This window comes from Streptomyces kebangsaanensis (genome assembly GCF_001906585.1).
Taxonomy (GTDB): domain Bacteria; phylum Actinomycetota; class Actinomycetes; order Streptomycetales; family Streptomycetaceae; genus Streptomyces; species Streptomyces kebangsaanensis.
In genome coordinates this window covers 25,376-45,629 of the sequence record NZ_JUJA01000168.1, presented here as the reverse complement: position 1 = coordinate 45,629, position 20,254 = coordinate 25,376, and the positions used below count along the sequence as shown (strand labels likewise).

18 protein-coding genes are annotated in these 20,254 nt (G+C 70.9%); 1 reads left to right on the top strand and 17 read right to left on the bottom strand.

Going from position 1 to position 20,254, the window contains the following annotated elements; genetic code table 11:
• From RH94_RS45845 to RH94_RS36940, 17 genes are all read right to left on the bottom strand, one after another.
• A partial coding sequence (locus tag RH94_RS45845; protein WP_234426318.1) for an alcohol dehydrogenase catalytic domain-containing protein occupies positions 1-450 on the bottom strand: 450 nt, incomplete at its 3' end.
• Positions 451-528: 78 nt separating this feature from the next.
• The gene (locus tag RH94_RS37015) at positions 529-2,070 is read right to left on the bottom strand and encodes an NCS1 family nucleobase:cation symporter-1 (protein WP_073952691.1); all 1,542 of its coding nucleotides are present in this window, start codon (positions 2,068-2,070) and stop codon (positions 529-531) included.
• A gap of 260 nt (positions 2,071-2,330) precedes the next feature.
• A complete protein-coding gene (locus RH94_RS37010) occupies positions 2,331-3,191 on the bottom strand; it encodes a nitrilase family protein (RefSeq protein ID WP_073952690.1) in 861 nt (286 codons plus the stop codon).
• A complete protein-coding gene (locus tag RH94_RS37005) occupies positions 3,188-4,672 on the bottom strand; it encodes an NAD-dependent succinate-semialdehyde dehydrogenase (RefSeq protein WP_073952689.1) in 1,485 nt (494 codons plus the stop codon). Before RH94_RS37005 ends, RH94_RS37010 begins: the two co-directional genes overlap by 4 nt.
• A gap of 93 nt (positions 4,673-4,765) precedes the next feature.
• Positions 4,766-5,557 carry an IclR family transcriptional regulator gene (locus RH94_RS37000; protein WP_073952688.1) on the bottom strand — a complete coding sequence of 264 codons (792 nt, stop codon included), beginning with the start codon at positions 5,555-5,557 and terminating at the stop codon, positions 4,766-4,768.
• Between the two features lie 109 nt (positions 5,558-5,666).
• Complete coding sequence (locus RH94_RS36995) at positions 5,667-6,731, bottom strand: ABC transporter substrate-binding protein (RefSeq protein ID WP_199881145.1); 1,065 nt, start codon at positions 6,729-6,731, stop codon at positions 5,667-5,669.
• Positions 6,732-6,940: 209 nt separating this feature from the next.
• Positions 6,941-7,759 carry an ABC transporter permease gene (locus RH94_RS36990; protein WP_073952687.1) on the bottom strand — a complete coding sequence of 273 codons (819 nt, stop codon included), beginning with the start codon at positions 7,757-7,759 and terminating at the stop codon, positions 6,941-6,943.
• On the bottom strand, positions 7,756-8,550 hold the full coding sequence (locus RH94_RS36985; protein WP_073952686.1) for an ABC transporter ATP-binding protein: 795 nt from the start codon (positions 8,548-8,550) through the stop codon (positions 7,756-7,758). Before RH94_RS36985 ends, RH94_RS36990 begins: the two co-directional genes overlap by 4 nt.
• A 29-nt stretch (positions 8,551-8,579) precedes the next feature.
• On the bottom strand, positions 8,580-9,245 hold the full coding sequence (locus tag RH94_RS46895; protein ID WP_407697413.1) for an ABC transporter permease: 666 nt from the start codon (positions 9,243-9,245) through the stop codon (positions 8,580-8,582).
• A 639-nt stretch (positions 9,246-9,884) separates the two neighbouring features.
• Positions 9,885-12,479, bottom strand: coding sequence for a bifunctional FO biosynthesis protein CofGH (locus tag RH94_RS36975; RefSeq protein WP_234426330.1), 2,595 nt, complete (start codon positions 12,477-12,479; stop codon positions 9,885-9,887).
• A 29-nt stretch (positions 12,480-12,508) separates the two neighbouring features.
• Complete coding sequence (gene cofC / locus RH94_RS36970; RefSeq protein ID WP_073952684.1) at positions 12,509-13,195, bottom strand: 2-phospho-L-lactate guanylyltransferase; 687 nt, start codon at positions 13,193-13,195, stop codon at positions 12,509-12,511.
• Entirely contained in the window at positions 13,192-14,025 is an 834-nt protein-coding gene (locus RH94_RS36965; protein WP_073952683.1) for a nitrilase-related carbon-nitrogen hydrolase, read from the bottom strand. The genes cofC and RH94_RS36965 overlap by 4 nt, the downstream gene beginning before the upstream one ends.
• On the bottom strand, positions 14,022-14,723 hold the full coding sequence (gene npdG, locus RH94_RS36960) for an NADPH-dependent F420 reductase (protein ID WP_073952682.1): 702 nt from the start codon (positions 14,721-14,723) through the stop codon (positions 14,022-14,024). The genes RH94_RS36965 and npdG overlap by 4 nt, the downstream gene beginning before the upstream one ends.
• Positions 14,724-14,728: 5 nt before the next feature.
• The gene (locus tag RH94_RS36955; RefSeq protein ID WP_073952681.1) at positions 14,729-15,736 is read right to left on the bottom strand and encodes an LLM class flavin-dependent oxidoreductase; all 1,008 of its coding nucleotides are present in this window, start codon (positions 15,734-15,736) and stop codon (positions 14,729-14,731) included.
• A gap of 119 nt (positions 15,737-15,855) precedes the next feature.
• The gene (gene hydA / locus RH94_RS36950; protein ID WP_073952680.1) at positions 15,856-17,277 is read right to left on the bottom strand and encodes a dihydropyrimidinase; all 1,422 of its coding nucleotides are present in this window, start codon (positions 17,275-17,277) and stop codon (positions 15,856-15,858) included.
• 52 nt (positions 17,278-17,329) lie between these two features.
• On the bottom strand, positions 17,330-18,694 hold the full coding sequence (locus RH94_RS36945; RefSeq protein ID WP_107428912.1) for an aminotransferase class III-fold pyridoxal phosphate-dependent enzyme: 1,365 nt from the start codon (positions 18,692-18,694) through the stop codon (positions 17,330-17,332).
• A gap of 43 nt (positions 18,695-18,737) precedes the next feature.
• Positions 18,738-19,301 carry an amino acid synthesis family protein gene (locus RH94_RS36940; RefSeq protein ID WP_234426317.1) on the bottom strand — a complete coding sequence of 188 codons (564 nt, stop codon included), beginning with the start codon at positions 19,299-19,301 and terminating at the stop codon, positions 18,738-18,740.
• Positions 19,302-19,438: 137 nt separating this feature from the next.
• Between RH94_RS36940 and RH94_RS36935 the strand changes: the two genes are divergently transcribed.
• Complete coding sequence (locus tag RH94_RS36935; protein ID WP_073952679.1) at positions 19,439-20,164, top strand: class I SAM-dependent methyltransferase; 726 nt, start codon at positions 19,439-19,441, stop codon at positions 20,162-20,164.
• The last annotated feature ends 90 nt before the right edge of the window (positions 20,165-20,254 follow it).

Below are 20,254 nucleotides of genomic sequence, written 5' to 3'. Positions count from 1 at the left end.
GACCAGGGAGTCCTGGGAGACGACGGAGTGCTCGGCGAAGGTGCCCAGCGCGCAGTTGGCGCCGATCGGCCCGTCGGGGCCGGTGAACCGGTAGGTGCCGTCGGGGAGTTTGCCCTCGGGGCCGTAGGCCGCGGCGTCGCACAGGTTGGACCGGCCGCTGGCGCACCAGCGGCAGTGCCCGCAGGACGGCTTGAAGGAAGCGGCCACGTGGTCGCCGGGGGCGAGTTTGGACACGCCCTCGCCGACGGCTTCGACGATGCCGGACCCCTCGTGCCCGCCGATGATGGGCAGCGGCGCCATGTTGCCGGTGCGCACGTGCTCGTCGGAGTAGCAGAGTCCGGCGTGGGTGAAGCGGACCAGGACCTCGCCGGCCTGGGGCGGGGCGAGTTCGAGTTCGGTGATCTCCCAGTCCTTGCCTGGGGCGGTCATGACGGCGGCACGGGTCTTCATCAGGGTCCTCCGGGGGAGACTGCGACGGGTGTGTGGGTGGGGGGACGTGGACGGCCGCTTCGCATGGCCGCCCCGGGGTCAGACCGCGATCTGCTCGGCCTCCTTCTCTTCGGCCACCCGGCGCGGTGCGCGGTGCGGGAAGAGCTTGCTGAACAGGAAGTGCAGGGCGATGCCGCCGAGGAAGGCGATGGCCCAGTTGTAGTCGAACAGCGGCTTGAGGAAGGGGATGTACCCGTCGGTCGGGAAGGGGCCCGCGGCGTCCCCGGAGTACGCGCCGCCGAGGGAGAGGAACAGGACGATCACGAGGGCCGCGAGCGGACGCCAGTTGAAGCCCTTCGCGTACTCGTAGGGTCCGCCGCGCGTGTACAGCCCGACGAGGTCGAGTTCACGCTTGCGCAGCAGCCAGTAGTCCGCGGTCAGGATCCCGGCGACGCCGCCGAGGAAGGCGCCGGTGATGCCGAGCCAGGTGAAGATGTACAGCTCGGGCGAGGACAGCAGCCGCCAGGGCTGCATCAGGATGCCGATGACGCCGGCGATGATGCCGCCGGTGCGGAAGCTGATGAGGCGCGGGAAGAGGTTGGAGAAGTCGAAGGCGGGGCCCACGACGTTGGCCGCGACGTTGACGGCGACGGTGGCCACGACGACGCACAGCAGGGCGAACAGGACGACGAACGGGTTGGAGAAGCGGCTGACCAGGTCGACCGGGTCCCAGATCGCGTGCCCGAAAACGGCGATGGTGGCCGAGGTGGTGAGGGCGCCGATCATGGAGAACACCGTGATCGTGGGCGGCAGGCCCAGCGACTGGCCGACGATCTGTTCCCGCTGTCCCTTGGCATAGCGGGTGAAGTCCGCGATGTTCACGGACATCGTGGCGAAGTACGCGATCATGCCCATCAGGGAAGGCGCGAACAGCACCCAGAAGTCGGCGCCCCAGCCCAGCTTGGACGGCTCGGTGGCGAGCGGGCCGAAGCCGTCCGCCTTGATGACCATCCAGACCAGGAGGAACGCGGCGACGACCAGGATGAGCGGCGCGGACCAGTTCTCGAAGCGGCGGATGGATTCGACGCCGCGGACGATGAGCGCGATCTGCAGGAGCCAGAAGACCGCGAAGGACAGCCACAGCGTCTTCGGGTGGCCCCCTATCTCGCTCGCGTGGGTCCACGCGTCACCGGCGAAGGCACCGGTGATGGTGTAGATGGCCTGACCGCCGACCCATGTCTGGATGCCGAACCAGCCGCATGCGGACAGGGCGCGCAGCACCGCCGGTATGTTGGCACCGAGGGTGCCGAAGGCGGCGCGGGAGAAGACGGGGTAGGGGATGCCGTACTTGGTGCCGGCGTGGCTGTTGAGCAGGATGGGCACCAGGACGATCAGGTTGCCCAGGGCGATCGTCATGACCGCCTGATACCAGCTCATACCGAGGTTGATGAGGCCACTGGCGAGGTAGTACGTGGGAATGCCGTGGGCGATGCCCATCCACAGCGCCGCGTAGTTGTACGTGGTCCAGGTCCTGCGGGACAGGGGTACGGGCGCCAGGTCCTCGTTGTTGAGCGGGCTCCCCTCGATGCTGCCCGGGTCGGTGAGCTCCACTTGTTCGTTGGTGCGCTCGATCGCTCGCATAGCCGTGGGTCCATTCAGTGAACCAAGGGTTCATGTAGTGGGAAGAAGTCTCCGGGAGGACTATCCGTGTGTCAATGGATGCCGGTGTGTCCGCCATGGGACGCCTGGAAGGGTTTGCGGGGCGCCGTCGTAGAAAGAGGACTCCGGAGTGCCGGGTGGGTTGCCGGGCGGTGCTGGAGGAGCTCCTCCGGGGTGCCCCGGCCTCCGGGCGCCGGAGGGTTTCCGGGCGCCCGGAGGCCGGGGGAGGTGCCGGGCCGGTCTCAGACGGTGCCGGAGAGAGCCGGAGTGAAGCCGCCGGTGCGGTAGACGTCGGTGCGCCGGTCGCCGAGCGGCTGGTTGAAGGGGTTGCCCAGCCGCTCCTCGCGGGAGCCGATCAGGTCCACTTCGGCGAAGAGGACGGCCTCCTCGTCGTCGCCGGCCGGTCCGGCCAGCAGCCAACCGTCCGGGCCCACGATCAGCGACCGGCCGATGAAGGGCTGGTCGCGCTCGCTGCCGGTGCGGCTGACCCCGGCGACGTAGAACTGGTTGCTGTGCGCCCCGGTCATGCACATCAGGTTGGCCATCGCCGGGGTGTCCTTCGGCTGCCCGGGTACGGGCACCCAGTTCGACGGGAGGGCCAGCAGGTCGGCGCCGCCGAGCGCGGCGCTGCGGAAGGTCTCCGGGAACCACGCGTCGTAGCAGATGCCGATGCCGATGTTCCCGAGCGGGGTGCGGAAGACGGGGAAGCCGTCCTCCTGACGGTCGTACAGCTCCCTCTCGAAGTTCCACAGGTGCGCCTTGCGGAACGTCCCGACATGCCCCTCGGGGCCGATCAGGACCGCCGAGTTGTACACCTTCTCGCCCGCCAGTTCGGTGATCCCGGCGACGATCCACAGATCCAGTTCGGCGGCGAGCGCGGCCCAGGCGGAGGAGACCGGCCCGCCGGGGACGGGCTCGGCGTTCCCGCGGGCGTCCGCGCGGTCGGTGAACATGTATCCGGCCGAGGCCGCTTCCGGCAGGACGACCAGCCGGGCCCCGCCGGCCGCCGCCTCGCGGATGAGCCGCGAGGACGTCCCGATGTTCGCCGCGGGGTCGCCGAGGGCGGGTGCGAACTGGATGCCCGCAAGGGTGAAGCCCGTCACGGAGCCGCCTTGATCGCCAGGTACTTGACGCTCAGGTACTCGTCGATGCCCACCGCTCCGCCTTCCCGGCCGAGCCCGGACTGCTTGACTCCTCCGAAGGGGGCGGCGGGGTTGGAGATGATCCCCTGGTTGAGCCCGACCATGCCGCACTCCAGCCGCTCGCTCACCCGGAGCCCGCGGCTCAGGCTCTCGGTGAACAGATAGCCCGCCAGTCCGTACTCGGAGTCGTTCGCCAGGGCCACCGCCGTGTCCTCGTCGTCGAAGGCGACGATCGGCGCGACCGGACCGAAGATCTCCTCCGCGAGGGTACGGGCCCCGAGCGGTACGCCCTCCAGCACGGTCGGCGCGAAGAAGTGGCCGTCCGACGGGACCGGTCCGCCTCCGGTGAGGACAGTGGCGCCGGCGGAGGTGGCGTCGGCGACCAGGGCGGTGACGTTCTTCACCGCGTTCGCGTCGATCAGCGGACCGACCTGGGTGTCCGGGTCCAGACCGTGGCCGACGGGCAGGGCGGCCAGCCGGTCGGCCAGGCGGCGCGCGAACTCGTCGGCGACCGGGGACTGGACGTAGAACCGGTTGGCGGCCGTGCAGGCCTCACCGACGTTGCGCATCTTCGCCTGGAACGCGCCTTCCACCGCGGCGTCGAGATCGGCGTCGGCGAAGACCAGGAAGGGGGCGTTGCCACCGAGTTCCATGGAGGTGCGCAGCACGTTCCGCGACGACTTGGCGAGCAGCGCGCGGCCGACCTCGGTGGACCCGGTGAAGGACAGCTTCCGCAGCCGGGGGTCGTTCAGCAGGTGGTCGGTGACCTCGCCGGAGCGGTTGGTGGTGAAGACGTTCACCACACCGGCGGGTGCTCCGGCCTCCCGCAGGATGTCCACCAGGGCCAGCATGGACAGCGGGGTCTGCTTGGCCGGTTTGACGACGACGGTGCAGCCGGCCGCGAGCGCCGGACCGATCTTCCGGGTGCCCATCGCCATGGGGAAGTTCCACGGGGTGACCAGCAGGCAGGGACCCACCGGCTGACGCATCGTCACCACACGGGATCCGCCGCCCGGGGCGGTCATGTACCCGCCGTCGATACGGACGGCCTCCTCGGAGAACCACCGCAGGAACTCGGCGGCGTAGGCCACTTCGGCCTGGGACTCCGCGAACGGCTTGCCCATCTCCAGGGTCATCAGCGAGGCCAGGTCGTCCTTGCGGGCGATGATCGCCTCGAAGGCCCGGCGCAGCACATCGCCGCGTTCCCGGGGAGGCGTCGCCGCCCAGGACGCCTGGGCGCGCACGGCGGCGTCGAGGGCGTCCGTGGCGTCCGCCGTGTCCGCGTCGGCGACCTCTGCGATCACCGTGCGGGTGCCCGGGTCCTCCACGGCGACGGTCGCACCGCTGCGGGACGGGCGCCATTCGCCGTCGATGTACAGGCCCTTGGGTATCCGGTCCGCAACCTCGCGAGCGGCCTGGAGCCGCGCCTGAAGGGCAGCCATTCACTTCCTCCTCGATCGCGCCGCCGCCGCGCGGGGCGGGGTGGCTGTGGGGTGGTTCTCGCACCCGGGGACGAGCCGGTGCCGGCGAGGGCACTAGCGTTCGGTGAGTGCGGTGGGCAGTTCGATGCCGGTGACGCTCAGCAGGTCGCCGAGCTGGCGAGCCGCCTTCATCACGGACTCGGCGACCTCGTCGATGCGCGAGCGGGTCAGCCGGTAGGTGGGGCCGCCGATCCAGACGGCATAGGTGGTGTTCTGGCCGACGCGGACCGGGGCGGCGACGGAGGCCGCGCCCACCTCCAGTTCGTCGTAGGCGACGGCGTAGCCGCGGGTCCGCACCTCGGCCATGGACTCGATGAACGCGTCGAGCCCGCCGAGCTGCTCGGGCGCGTTGGTCTCGAACTCCTCGCCGAACTCGGCGCGGATGGTCTCCGGGCCGAGGGCGCTGAGCAGGACCTTGCCGGTGGAGGTGGCCCAGACGGGCTGGGTCCTCGGTACGGGTTTGAGGGTCTGCCCGATCAGGGACGGGCCGGGAACCTGGGCGACGACCATGACCTTGGGCGCGAGCAGGACGTCGAAGCCGGCGGTCTCCTTGGTCTCCTTGGCCAGGTCCCGCAGCACGTCCCGCATGTGCCCGTAGGCGCCGCCGCCGTCCAGCAGCCCGCCGACGATGGACAGCAGCCCCAGCGAGACGCGGTAGCGGCGGGTGACCGGGTCCAGGTTCAGCCAGCTCTCGCGTTCGAGGACGGTGAGGACCCGGTAACAGGTGGCCTTGGGGATGCCGGACTCGCGGGCGATCTCGCTGAGCCCGACCCCCTCCGGGTGCGCCGCGACCGTACGCAGCAGCCAGATCGTCCTGCGGACGAGCCCTGCTTCACTGGTTGCCATTTGTTCCTCCGTCTGTCACGTCGAGGTCACTGCGAGCGGTGCGACCATCCTGGCAGGCCCGCCGCTGCCGCCGTGTGCGCCGGATGAGGCGGATGGCGGGAGCGTCCCGTTATTTGCCGCCGGCGGTGACCTTGACCGTTTCCGGCCGGTAGGACTCACCGGTGACGTCGAATCCGCCGTCCCTCAGCTCCTGGAGCGCCCGCTCGGTCAGATCGGTGCGGTACGCCCCGGCCGGGGGCCGTTCCTTGAGGAGACCGGCCTTCATCGCGATGTCGATGGTCTGGTCCCAGGCGGCCTCGTCCATCATGCCGACGCCCTTCTCGGCGGGCCAGATCAGCTTGTTGACCTCGTTGAGCATCCAGGTCTGGTGGCCCTTGCCGAGGGCGCTGCCGTTCTTCAGCACGATGTCGACACAGCCCGCGAGTTCGTCGCGGCAGTAACCCCAGCCCTCGTACGTGGCCTTGAGGAACTTGACCGCGGTCTCCCGGTTCTCCTTCTTCGCCAGCCAGGACTCCTTGGCGTAGATGCCGTCCTCCAGCGTCTGGTACCCGGCCTCCTGGAGGTTGATCGCGACGAAGTCCGACGGCTGGTAGAGCTTTCCGGTCCTGGGGTTCGTGCTTTCCAGGAGCTGTGCGTACTCGTTGAAGGTCTTGGCCTGGGCCGCGTCGACCTCGCGCTTGAGCAGCAGTGACATGTCGAACGGCTGCTGGATGATCCTGGCGTCCTTCTTGGGGTCGACTCCGGAGCCCCTCAGCGCGGCGAAGAGGGTCAGCTCGTTGCCGTAGCCCCAGCTCCCGACCCGCTTGCCCTTGAGGTCGGCGAGGGTCTTGATGCCCGAGTCGGCCCAGGCGACCTGGAGGTAGGCGCCGCGCTGGAACTCCTGGCCGATGTTGACCAGGTCGGCGCCCTGCTCGCGGGTGACCATGGTCTTGGTGACGTGGGAGACGGCGAACTCGGCGTTGCCCGCCGACAGGACCTGCTGGGGCACGATGTTCACCCCGCCCTCCTGGATCGTCACGTCGAGGCACGCCTTGTCGTAGAAGCCCTTCTCCTTCGCCGCGTAGTACCCGGCGAACTGGGCCTGGGCGACCCACTGGAGGACGACGCGGACCTTCGTCCTGGACGCGCAGTCCTTGCCGGCCTCGGCAGCGGCCCGGCCGGTCGAGTCGGACATGCCTCCGCAGGCGGAGAGCAGCATCACGGCGGCGGAGAGACCCGCGGCCACCCGGACGGGACGGCGGCCGGATCTGGACAGTGGTGCTCGGTTTCTGGACACGTTACCTCCGCGGGGAAGGAAAGAGGGCGGGTGGAAAGAACCGAGAATGCGGAAGAGGAGGAGCCGGTGGGAATTCCGGAAAGGGCAGGGCCGGCAGGCTGCCGCGGTCAGGACTTTTCTTCGTGCAGGGATTCGTGCCAGGGCATGAGGATTCGCTCCAGGAGCGTCACGGCTCCGAACAGACCGAGTCCGATCGCACCGGACACGAGAATTCCGGCCCAGGCGTAGTCGAAACGGGGAAGGGCCGCCTGATAGGCGATGTACACGCCGAGCGCCTCGGTGCTGCCACCGAAGTACTCGCTGACGATCACGCCGATGACGGCGAGGGTGGTACCGAGCTTCAGCGCGTTGAAGACGAACGGGAGCGCGTTGGGCAGCCGCAGCAGGAAGGCCACATGGCGCGGGCCGGCCGCGAGTGACTCCATGATCTCCAGATGCAGGGGCGCGATCTGGAGCAGGCCCCGGGTGGTGTTGACGAACACCGGGAAGAACACCATGACGGCGGCGACCCCGGCCTTGGAGAGCAGGCTGGTCACCCCGAACCAGTTGTTGAAGATCGGGGCCAGAGCGACGATGGGCGCGCAGTTGATCAGCACGGCGGCGTTGAGCACCGGGCCCGACAACCGGGGGAAGCGGCTGACGACGAGGGCCACGGCGATGCCGCCGAGCGACCCCAGGACCAGGCCGAGCAGGACGGGTTCGGCGGTGGACCGGGACGCGGACATGATCGTCCCGAAGTCGTGCCGGAACGCCTCCGCGATCATGACCGGGGTCGGCATGATGAACACCGGCACGTCGAACAGTACGACGGCCGCCTGCCACAGGCCGAGCAGAGTCACGGCGGTCAGCGCGACCGGAGCGAACCGCAGGGCGCGTGCCCTGAGCACGGGACCGCCGGCGGGACGGGAAAGCCGGAGGGTGCTCATGCCGCCGCCTGCTCGCTCGGGGCCCCGTGCAGGGCCTCGCGGACTTCCTTGACCTTCTCGAAGAACTCCGGCGCGGTGCGCGTCGCGGCGGTCCTGGGGTGGGGCAGATCCACGTCGATGCAGGCCGCCACCCGGCCGGGCCGCGCGGACATCACCACCACCCGCGAGGAGAGGAACACGGCCTCGGAGATGCTGTGCGTGACGAAGACGACGGTGGTGCGGGTGTCGCCCCAGATGCGCAGCAGTTCGCCCTGGAGCCGCTCGCGGTTCATCTCGTCCAGGGCGCCGAGCGGTTCGTCCATGAAGAGGATCTCGGGGTCGGCGGAGAGGGCGCGGGCGATCGCGACGCGCTGCTGCATACCGCCGGAGAGCTGCCAGGGGTAGTGCCCGGCGAACTCGCTGAGGCGGACCAGTTCCAGCATCTCCATGGCCTTGGCCCGGTGGACCTCCTTCTTCGCCCCCGCCACCTGGAGCGGGAGTTCGACGTTGCGCAGGACACTGCGCCACTCGAACAGGCCGGCCTGCTGGAAGACCATGCCGTAGTCGCGGTCGGCGCGTGCCGCACCCGGTGCCTTGCCGTTGACGGTGACGGTGCCGCTCGTGGGAGCGGTGAGGTCCGCCATCACCCGCAGCAGAGTGGACTTGCCGCAGCCGCTGGGTCCGAGCAGGGAGACGAACTCACCCCGCTCGATGGTCAGATCGATGTCCTGCAGAGCGGTCACCGCGCGGTCGGAACCGCCGTTGAAGACTTTGTCGACTCCGCGCACGGAGATGATTGCGGGCTCGGCCATCAGTGGCTCCAGAGGTTGTGGGTTCTCGGCTAGCGGGCGTGCCGGTGGCGGAGGGCGAAGCGCTCCAGCAGGGCGAGGACCTGCACGAAGAGGATTCCGGCGATCGCGGCGACGAGGACGGCGGCGTACAGCTTCTCCGGCCCGTTCGAGTAGTAGTAGGCGGAGGTGAGGATCGCGCGGCCGATGCCGCGGCCGGTGCCGGCCGACAGCTCGCCCACGATGGCCCCCACCACGCTCGCGGTCGCGGCGAGCCGCAGTCCGGCGAAGACGTACGGGAGGGCCGCCGGGAACCGGAGCGACCACAGCACCCGGGCGCGCCCGGCGCCGACGCTGCGCATGAAGTCGAGCTGCACCTTGGGCGGGGACTTCAGCCCGCGCAGGGAGTTGATGGTGACGGGGAAGAACGCGAGATAGGCGGCGATGCCGGTGACCGCGGCCCACGGCGGCAGACCCGCCTTGCCGCCCCAGATCACGATCATCGGGGCGATGGCGACCAGCGGGACCGTCTGGGAGGCGACCAGCCAGGGCATCAGGCCCTTGCTCACCGGTGTCACATGGAGGAAGAGCACAGCCAGCGCGAGACCGAGGAGCGATCCGGCCGCCAGGCCGTAGAGGGCTTCGCGGAGCGTCACGGTGGTCTCGCCGACGAGGTACACCGCCAGTGAGGTCGTGTCGCCCGCGCGGGCCGGCGCCATGAGCGAGCCGAGGATCGTCCACAGGTGCGGCATCGACAGGTCGTCGGTGGCGACCGGCAGGCCGATCCCGAGGATCCGGTCGTCGACGGCCCGGCCGAACGCCTTGTAGCCCTCCCACAGGCCGGCGAGGACGGCCACGACGAGCAGGGCGCCGAGCGGGTCGGTGAGCCGGCGGACGAGGGCGCCCGCGCGGCCCGGCTCGCGGGACGCCGCGGGATCCGCCNCCTGCCCCTCACGGGCCGCGGGTGGTCTGGGCGATGCAGAGATGTTGGTCGCAGTCATGCTCAGGCACTCTCCGAATCCTTCGGATGTGTCGTCCAGGGAGGGGATCTGGTCGCCCCTGCCGACCTGTGAAGCCACCCAGCGGACTGGATCGCTGAGTGAACTGGTGGTTCACGCTAGAGGGCGGCTCAGTTCTCGTCAACGGTTTGGCCGAAATGGGTGGCGGGTTTTGCGAGGCGCCGTAATCCCGGATTCGGGGAACGCCGGAACGCCGGAGAATCACCCCACCGTAATGCGCTTCGACTGTCGCCCCGAGGAAATGGGCGAGGCGGCGCACGAGGGATTCGCCGGCGTATCCGATATTCGTCGGGCCCGCACAGGACGGTTGTCCCGGAGGGCGGGCGCGAGGGCCGTGCCCTATGAATCGAGCAGCGTCAGGGACGGCCTCGACGGCCGCCGCACCCCGTCGTGCGCGCGGGCCACCGCCTCCCGCTCCGCGCCGACGGTGCCGTACGTGGTGGTCCTCATACGAGCCGGACGGCCGGCGTCGTGGGCCAGCGCCTCCAGGTCGCTCACGCTCTTGCAGCTGCCCTGCTCGGAGCCTGCCATCCTGCTGATGGTCTCCTCCATCAGCGTTCCGCCGATGTCGTTGACACCGCCTCGCAGGACGTCGAGGACGCTGTCCCGCGCCAGCTTCACCCAGCTCGTCTGGATGTTGCGGATCCTGCCGTGCAGCAGGATCCGCGCCAGGGCGTGCACGGCCCGGTTCTCCAGGGCGGTCGGCCCGGACCGGGCGATTCCGGCCAGATAGACCGGGGAGTTGGTGTGGACGAACGGCAGGAGAACGAACTCGGTGAACCCGCCCGTCTCCTCCTGGAGCCGTCCGATCAGCTTGATGTGGTCCACCCAGTGGCGCGGGGTGTCCACGTGGCCGTACATCATCGTCGCCGTGGTCGGGATGCCCAGCGAGTGGGCGGTGGTGACCACCTCGATCCACTGGGCCGCGGGAAGTTTCCCCTTGGTGAGCACCCAGCGGACCTCGTCGTCGAGGAGCTCGGCCGCCGTGCCGGGCAACGAGTCGACGCCTGCCGCACGGGCCGCCTGGAGCCACTCCCGTACCGACAGGTCCATCCTGGTCGCGCCATTGACGACCTCCATGGGTGAGAAGGCGTGCACGTGCATGTCCGGGGTACGCCGCTTGATCTCGGCGGCGATGTCGAAGTACGCGCTGCCCGGCAGGTCCGGGTGGATCCCGCCCTGGAGGCAGACCTCGCTCGCCCCCACCCCCCACGCCTCCTCGGCCCGCACACCGATCTGCTCCAGCGACAGGGTGTACGCGTCGGCGTCGGTGCGGCGCTGGGCGAAGGCGCAGAAGCGGCAACCGGTGTAGCAGACGTTGGTGAAGTTGATGTTGCGGGTGACCACATAGGTGACCTCGTCCCCGGCCGCCTCGGCACGCAGGTCGTCGGCGAGCCCTGCCAGCGCCTCGATCTCCGCCCCCGGCGCGGCGCCCAGCAGGGTCAGCGCGGACGCGGACGCGAGCCCCGCGGGATCGGCCTGGGCTGCCCGCAGCGCCGCCGCGAACTCGGGCCGCAGCCGCTCCGGCCGGGCGCCCACGGAAGGCACGGGCCTCGCCTCGCCGGCCCGCCCGGACGCGCGTGCCGCCTCCGGCACCGCCTGAGCGACCGCCGACCAGTCGCCGTACACCGAGTCGAAGTCCGCCCGCCGGTCGGTGGTGCGGCCGTCGGTGTCGATGGCGGCGAACAGGTCGGTGCGGCCGGTGGCGACGAGCGCTGTCTCCGGCTCCTGCCAGGGCAGGCCGCGGGGGAGCGCCCCCTCGGCCGCCAGGCCGGTCGCGGGATCGGCGAGCGCCGCCACATGGGGAGCCAGCCGGGGATCCAGCCACGGCTCACCGCGCCGCAGGTGCTCGGGATGGACCGTCAGCCGCTCGCGGAGGGTGAAGCCCGCGGCCGCGGTGTGCGCGGCCAGTTCCTCGATCACCGGCCAGGGCCGCTCGGGGTTGACATGGTCACCGGTCACCGGGGAGACCCCGCCCCAGTCGTCGATGCCGGCCCGCAGCACCAGCGCGAACTCCTCGCCCACCAGGTTCGGCGGGGCCTGGATGCGGACCCCGGGGCCGAGCAGCAGCCGCGCCACCGCGATGGTGGCGGCCAGTTCGGCCGGGCCGGCGTCGGGCGCGTCGCGCATCGCCGTGTCCGGCTTGGCCCGGAAGTTCTGCACGATCACCTCCTGGATCCCCCCGTACGCCCGGGAGATCCGGCGGATCTCCCGCAGGGCGTCGATCCGTTCGGCGGGCGTCTCCCCGATGCCGATGAGGATGCCGGTGGTGAACGGCACGTTGCTGCGGCCCGCGTCCTCCAGGACCCGCAGCCGCACCGCGGGCTCCTTGTCGGGTGAGCCGTAGTGCGGGCCGCCGGGCTCGGACCACAGCCGGGTCGCCGTGGTCTCCAGCATCATGCCCATGCTCGGCGCCACCGGCTTCAGCCGCTGGAGGTCGGTCCAGGAGAGCACCCCGGGGTTGAGGTGAGGCAGCAGGCCGGTCTCCTCCAGCACCCGGATCGCCATGGCGCGTACGTAGCTGAGCGTGTCGTCGTAGCCGTGCGCGTCCAGCCAGGCGCGGGCCGCGGGCCAGCGCTCCTCGGGCCGGTCGCCCAGGGTGAACAGCGCCTCCTTGCACCCCGCCGCCGCTCCCGCGCGGGCGATGTCCAGCACCTCGTCGGGGCTGAGGTAGGGCGCGGGGAGCCGTCCCGGGACGGTGGCGAAGGTGCAGTAGTGGCAGCGGTCGCGGCACAGCCGGGTGAGCGGGATGAACACCTTGCGGGAGTAGGTGATCACGCCGGGCCGCCCGGCGGCCTCGAGGCCGGCGTCGCGGACCCGGCTCGCCGCCGCGCAGAGCCGGTCGAGATCGGCGCCGCGCGCGTGCAGCAGGACCTCGGCCTCGGCGGCGTCGAGCGTCACGGCGTCGGTGGCCCGGCGCAGCGCCCGGTTCATGGCCGAGCGGGTGGGGCTGGGAAGGCCGTTCACAGTGCTCCGACCCTTCGTTCGTCGGTGCTCGGGCCCGGCCGGGGGCCGCCGGGAGGGAAGGCGGCGGCGAGCCATTGCCGGGTGGCGGGACCGAGCGTGTGCGGGGGCAGTGACAGCAGGTGGTCGACGGTGTCGACGTCCCGGCGCAGCGGGGACGAGGGCCCCACGCCGAGATCGTGGTATCCGGCGGCGTGGAACCGCCTCAGGGAGCCGGGGCCGAGGAACGGCCGGAAGTCCGCCGCGTCACGGAGGGTGAGCAGGGTCGTCCCGGTGCCGTCGGCGTCCCCGACGACCGCACGCCGGTGGCGGGCGGCCAGGGTGAGGGCCGTCGCGTAGTCGGCGGTGCCCGCCCCCGCGAGATCGCCCATGATCAGGGCGAGTGCGGCAGCGGGGGCGGCACCGCCGACCGCCTCAAGGGCTTCCCCGACCTCGCCGTTGAGGCCGGGGAAGCGCCCTGAGCCCGAGGCGGCGGCCCCCGAGGCGAGGGCCAGGCCCGTCACCTCGGGATCCGCCGTCACCACGACGACCGAGTGGACGGCGGGCACCCCTCGGAGCCGCCGCACCACATCGGTCAGCATGGCCTTGGCCAGGGAGCGCCTGGCGTCCGGAGTGAGCCCGGCACACCGGGTCTTGGCCCGCGCGAAGGGCTTGGCCGGTACCAGTGCGATCCATGGCGTGGTCATGGTGTCGCCGGTCCCATTCCGGTCAGCCGGTCGTACAGCTCCGGGCGGCGGTCGCGCAGGAACGGGCGGCTGCGCCGGGTGGCGGCCACGCGCTCCAGGTCCACCTCGGCGACGGCGACGTCGTCGCGGTCGTCGGCAGCCTGGGCGAGGATGTCGCCGTCGGGGCCGTAGACGGCGCTGAGCCCGAAGTACTCCTTGACACCCTCCCTGCCGACGCGGTTGGAGCAGATGACGAACATCCCGTTGAAGACGGCGTGGGCGCGCAGCTCCAGCTGGAACACCTCGCGCATCGGCGCGCTCGCCGAGGCCACCGGCACGCAGAGCACGGAGCCTCCGCGCAGGGCGACGATCCGGCTCAGCTCCGGGAAGTGCCGCTCGTAGCAGATGATCGTGCCGACACCGGTCTCGCCGGTGTCCACGACCTCGGGCTCGGTCCCACCGGGCCGGAAGTAGAACTTCTCCGGGAAGCCGTTGGAGAACGGCAGGTGGGACTTGCGGTAGACCGACTTCAGTTCGCCGCGTACGTAGGTGCAGGCGGTGTTGTAGTAGACGCCGGGCACCTCGCCCTCCTCGAAGATGGAGGAGACGACGGTGATGCCGGCCCTGCGGGAACGTTCCGCCGCCATGGTGTTCGAGGGCCCGTCGAGGCTCTCCGCGAGCCGGAAGTAGTCCGGGTCGGGGTCGGGCTGGACGAACGGGACGGCGAACAGCTCGGGCAGCAGGACGATCCCGGCTCCCTGGTCGACGGCTGCGTCCACCAGGTCGCCGGCGCGTTCGATGGTCTCGGCCCGGTCGTCGGTGGCCCGGAGCTGGACCGCGGCGAGTCTCATGCCACTTCCTCCTTGACGGCGGCGGGGGCCAGGCCGGTGAGGGCGACACCGGATCTGGTCCTGTAGCGCTTGTTGACGGAGATCAGCACCGCGGTGAGCGGCTCGAGCTGGGCGGCCAGCCGCAGCCGGCCCGCGTCCACCGCGCGGCCCGAGGTGACGTCGGTGGCCAGGGCCATCACCCGGGCCTTGGCGTCGGCGTCGTCCCCGCAGACGAGGACGTCCTCATGGCTCAGGTCGGCCTCGGGGTCGAGCAGCAGCGGGGCGGCCAGGTGGTGGAAGGCGCCGACGACCGCGGCGGACGGGACGAGCCCAGCCGCCTCCTCGGCGGCGCTCCCGGCCGCGACGGGCAGACCGTAGGGGCCGCCCTTGTCGAATCCCAGCGGGTTGACGCAGGAGATGACCACCTTGCCGGCGAGACCGTCGGCCAGCGAGGCCACCAGTTCGGCGTGGCCCTGGTAGGGGACGGCCAGCAGGACGGTTCCGGCCTGCCGGACGGCGTCCTCGTTGGAGGCGCCGTCGACGGGCGCGGCCACGCCCGGCAGGGCGCGCAGTTCCCCGGCCGCGTCGGCGGCCCGGCCGGCGTCGCGTGAACCGAGTACGACCGGATGGCCGGCGCGGGCGAGCCGGTAGGCCAGGCCCTTGCCCTGGGGGCCGGTACCGCCGACCACGGCGATCCGGCCGATCGGGAAGTCGCTCATCGCCGTCAGCCCTTCGCGGCCTGGACGAGGCGGGTCAGAGTCTGCTCCTTGTCGCCCAGGGTGGAGATGATCGGGCAGCGGACCCCGGCCTCGTGGTACTCCATCAGCTTGGAGAACACGTCGTCGGTGCTGCCGCAGGCGGTGACGTTCTGCACCAGGCTGTTGGGGACCAGCGGCATGGCCTTCTTGATCGCCTCGGGGGTGGCGGGCCAGCCGGCCCGCTCCTGGATGCGGTCCACCAGTTCGCGCTCCACGCCGCAGTGCTCGGCGATGTGCGGCTGCTGCGCCAGGTAGAGGGTGAGGAACGCCTTGCAGGCGTCGATGGCCTCCTGCGGGTCGTCGTCGTTGACGCTGCACGCGACGATCTGCGTGAGGTCGATCGAGTCCTTGCCGTCGGTCCGCTTGGCGATGCCCTTGTCGATCGCCTCCTTCGCGCCGACCAGGTACGAGGGCGGCAGCAGGAAGTCCATGTGCACGCCGTCGCTGATCTCACCGGCCAGCTCCAGCATGCGGGGGCCGACGGCGCCGATGTAGATGGGGATGTCGACCGGCTTGTTCTCCCGGTACATGCTGTCGAAGCGCACGTCCTGCATCTGCACGAACTCGCCCTCGAAGTTGACGACTTCGTTGCGGAAGAAGCTCTGCAGCACGGTGATGTACTCGCGCATCGAGGCGACGGGCTTGCGCAGCGGCTGGCCGACCTTGGTGGCCAGCGGCTCCCACCAGGCGCCGATGCCGAGAATCGCGCGGCCGGGGGCCAGTTCGTCGAGGGTCTTGAAGGTGACGGCCATCAGGGCGGCGTTCCGGCTCTTGTTGTTGACGACGCCCGTGCCGATCTTGACGTTGCGGGTCCTGCTCGCGATGACGGCGGCCGGGACGATGCCGTCGCGCGCCAGCCGCCCCTCCGCGACCCACACGGATTCGAACCCGTTCTGGTCGGCCAGCTCGGCCTGCCAGTACGTCTGCTCCAGGCTCAGCCGTTCGCCGACATGGATGCCCAGGGGGAGTTTCATCGAGCCACTGCTCCGTTCGTCTTGCGAGACACGTGCCCGGTGTGCGGAACCCGTCCGACCGGAGGTTCCGCACCGTGGACACGTGTCAGTTGGTGTGACGTGTCAAGGACGTGGAAACATCAGTGCAGTTGGGGCTTGCCCCGGGTGAGGAAACGTCCTCGGCCCGCGGCCCCGTCGAAGGACCCGTCGGGGCCGACGAGTTGCTCGCCCCGGGAGAAGACGCGGACCGGACGGCCGGTCACGCGCATCCCCTCGTAGAGGTTGTAGTCGGTGCGCATGTGACTGCCGGCCGCGCTGATCACGTGGTCGGCGGCCGGGTCCCACACCAGCAGGTCGGCGTCCGCGCCCACGGCGACGGCGCCCTTGTGCGGGAACATCCCGAACAGTTTGGCCGGGCGGGTGGAGACCAGGTCCACGAACCGGCAGGCGTCGAACCGGCCGCTCGCGACCCCGGTCTCCCACAGCACCATGAGGCGGTCCTCGATCCCGGGGACCCCGTTGGGGACCTTCGGGAAGTATCCGGGGCTGCGCAGCTTCTGCGGCGGCAGGTCCTCGGGCTGGTGGAGGCAGAAGCCGGCGTGGTCGGTGGCCACCGTGGACATCGCCCCGGTGACCAGGGAGCGCCACAGCCCCTCCTGGTTGCCCCGCTCCCGGATCGGGGGCGAGCACAGGTAGGCGGCGGCCTTCTCGCCCAGGTCGGCGTAGTCCTCGTAGGCGACGGCCAGGTACTGGGGACAGGTCTCGCCCCACACCCGGGCTCCGGCGGCCCTGGCCCTGCTGATCTCGTCGGCCGCGGCGGCGCTGGAGACGTGCACCACGTAGAGCGGGGTGCCGACGGACTCGGCGAGGACCACGGCGCGGTGCACGGCCTCCGCCTCGGCGTCGTGCCCGTGGGCGGTGGCGTGGAACACCTCGGCCGTGCGGCCGTCGGCCAGCAGCCGCTGGGTCTCCCGGGCGATCATGTGGCCGTTCTCGGCGTGCACCATCGGCAGGACGCCGTGCTCCAGGGCGAGTTCGAAGCCCTCCAGCAGCTCCCCGTCGTCGACCATCTGGGTGCCGGGGTAGGCCATGAAGAACTTCCAGCTCGTGGCCCCCTCCCCGGCCAGCTTCCGCAGGTCGTCCAGGACGTCGGGCTGCTGCTCGCGGGGCGGGACGATCGCGTGCAGCCCGAAGTCGACCACCGACTTGGCCGCCGCGACGTCGCGACGGGACCGGTAGGTGTCGAGCAGGCTCCGCTCCGGCTCCTTCTTCACGAAGTCCAGGACCGTGGTCGTACCGCCGTGGGCGGCGGCCACCGTCCCGCTGTGGAAGTCGTCCGCGGTGCGGGTGGTGAAGCCGTCGACGGGATATTCGAGGTGGGTGTGCGCGTCGATGCCGCCGGGCATCACGAGCATCCCCTCCGCGTCGACCACGTGGTCGGCGCTCCAGTCGTCCGTGCCGGCGCCGAGCGCCGCGACCACACCGTCGCGTATCAGTACGTCGGCCCGGACGGCGGCGTCGGCGTTGACGACCGTACCGCCTCTGATCAGCGTTGATGCCATGCTGCTCCTCCTCTCGCGTGGCACACCCGCGCTGTGCCCACCGTTGTGCGCCTCACCCTGCGTAGTGCTCATCGGCGAGATTCAGGACGTCGTCCAGCACCTCGAGCGCGAGGTCGATCTCGGAGTCCTCGATGACGAGCGGAGGAGTCAGCCGGAGCACGTTGAAGTTGGCCGTCAGGTACAGGCCGCGGGACATGGCCTCCTTCACGATCCGGCTGACCGGCGCCGCGGCCGGGCCCTTGGCGTTGAACGGCACCAGCGGTTCGCGGCTCTCCCGGTCCTTCACCAGCTCGACGCCGTAGAACAGGCCGCGGCCGCGGATCTCACCGATGCTCGGGTGGCGCTCGGCGAGCCCGGCCAGTCCGGCACCGAGGCGTTCGCCGCGCAGCCGCGCGTTCTCCACGACGTTCTCCTCCTGCATGATGCGCAGCGAGGCGACGCCGGAGGCGCAGGCCAGCGGGTGTCCGGCGTAGGTGAGGCCGCCCCAGAACATGTTGTCCTTGAGCCACTCGGAGACGCGGGACGAGACGGTCATCGCGCCCAGCGGGACGTATCCCGAGTTCAGGCCCTTGGCGGTGGTGAGGATGTCGGGGGTGACGTCCCAGTGGTTGCAGGCGAACCACTCACCGGTGCGGCCGAAGCCGGCCATGACCTCGTCGAAGATGAGCAGGATGCCGTACCGGTCGCAGACCTCGCGCAGCGACCGCAGGTAACCGTCGGGCGGGTAGAGCAGGCCGTTGGTGCCGGTGACCGGCTCGACGATCACGGCGGCGACGGTGTCGGGGTTCTCGTACTGGAGGATCTCCTCCAGGTGCGGTCCTCCGGAGCACACCGGGCAGGGGTCCGGGTGTCCGGCCGGGCAGCGGTAGGTGTACGGGTCGAGCATCCGCACCACTCCCGGCATCCCGCCCGGCTCGGCGGACCAGCGGCGGGGGTCGCCGGTCAGCGACATCGCCCCGTTGGTGGCGCCGTGGTACGAGCGGTAGCGGGCGATCACCTTGTGGCGCCCGGTCACGTGACGGGCGAGCCGGATCGCGTTCTCGTTGGCCGCCGCACCACCGGTGGTGAAGAAACTCATCTTCAGGTCGCCGGGGGTGAGTTCGGCCAGCATCTCGGCCAGCTCGGCGCGGGAGCGTTCGGCGAAGCCGGGGCCTATGTAGCACAGGCGGTCGGCCTGCTCGCGGATGGCCTCGACCAGCTTGGGGTGCTGGTGGCCCAGGTTGAGGTTGACGAGCTGGGACTGGAAGTCGAGGTATCGGTTCCCCTCGTAGTCCCAGAACCAGGACCCGGAACCGCCGGCCACCGGGATGGGGTTGAGCGAGCCCTGGACGGACCAGGAGTGGATGACGTACTCGGTGTCGGCTTCCTTGACGCGTTGCCCGGTCCAGGTATCGGTATCGGTATCGGTGATGGTCAACGGACTTGCCTCCTCGTCGTTCGACTGCTGCCGGGCGGGCCGGTCACTGGTTCCGGGTCTCGGCGCCGAACGCGGCGAGACGGGCCAGCGGGCGACCGGTGTTCGCGGCGGCGCACACGACGAAGATCTCGCGCGGCCGGGGCACGTCGGCGACCTGGAGCGTCACCGTCTGGTGGTGCGAGCGGGTCTTGGCGTCCAGCTTGTGCTTGAGCGGGATGTCGATCGGACTGCCGGGAAGGCCGACCTTCTCGGCAGCCGGAAGCAGCTCGGTACCGCCCGCGGCGGAGCGGAAGACGTTGCCGAAGCGCAGGTTGTGGATGAGCGCCGAGCCGTGCTCGACCTCTCCCTCGATGCCGACGAGCGCGGCCTTGCCGAACGCCTCGACCTCGGCGCCCAGCAGCTCCACACAGGCGGGGCCGACCAGCTTGCCGATCTCCTCGCCCAGCTCGTCGGCGAGGGTGACGAGGTCCTGGACGTACTCGCCGGGATACGGGTTCTCGATGACGGCCCCGACGAACGCGACCCGGTGCACCGGGTCCACGGCACGGCCGTTCTCCAGCCTCGTCTCGTCGAGCTGCTTGATGATCTTGCGGACTCGAATGGGCACGGCTCTCCTCCGGAGATCTGGCTTGTTGGTTCATTAAGCGAACCGTTGGTTCATATAGTCGTGAGGGGTGATCGAGGTGTCAAGGGTCCGGTCGAAGGGAGGTGTCCGGTCGGAGGGAGGTGTCTAGGCTGACCCGGGTGTTCACTCCCGAAGGTCCCACCCTGCGTGAGCTCGCCGTCCAGGCGCTGTCCTCCGTCGAGCGCGGCTACGACCTGCTCGCGCCGAAGTTCGATCACACCCCGTTCCGGACGCCGGACGCGGTGCTGGGAGCCGTCGCGTCGGTTCTGGAGGGGATGGGGCCGTTCCGGGACGGGCTCGATCTGTGCTGCGGCACGGGCGCCGGCGCCGAGGTGCTGACCCGGGTGTGCCGGGAGAGCGTCACGGGGGTCGACTTCAGCGCCGGGATGCTGTCGGTGGCCCGGGACCGCGCCCCGGTCGCGGGTCCCCGGCCCGGCTGGGTGCGCGGGGACGCCCGGGCGCTGCCCTTCGCCGCCGCGTTCGACCTGGTCGTCAGCTTCGGCGCGCTCGGGCACTTCCTGCCGGAGGAGCTGCCCGGACTGTTCGGCCGGGTCCACTCGGCGCTGCGGCCCGGCGGCCTGTTCGCCTTCCCGGTGTCCGCCCCGCCGAGCCCCGGCTCGACGGCGTTCTGGACGCTGCTCGCCTTCGACGCGGTGATGCGGGTGCGCAACGCCGTGTGGCGGCCGCCGTTCGTCATGTACTACCGCGCCTTCCGGTTCGGCGACCTGCGGCGGGAGCTGGAGCGGGCCGGTTTCCGTGTGGAGCTGTACCCGCTCGAGGAGTTCGGCCGGCGCACCGACGGCAGCCCGCGGGCCCGGATGGTCGCGGCCCGCAGACTGCCCTGACGCGCCGGCCCCCGGCCGGGCGGGCCATGGCTCGGACGGCTGCGGGCCGGGCGGACTCGTGGACGCGCCGGGTCACGCGTACGGAGGGGC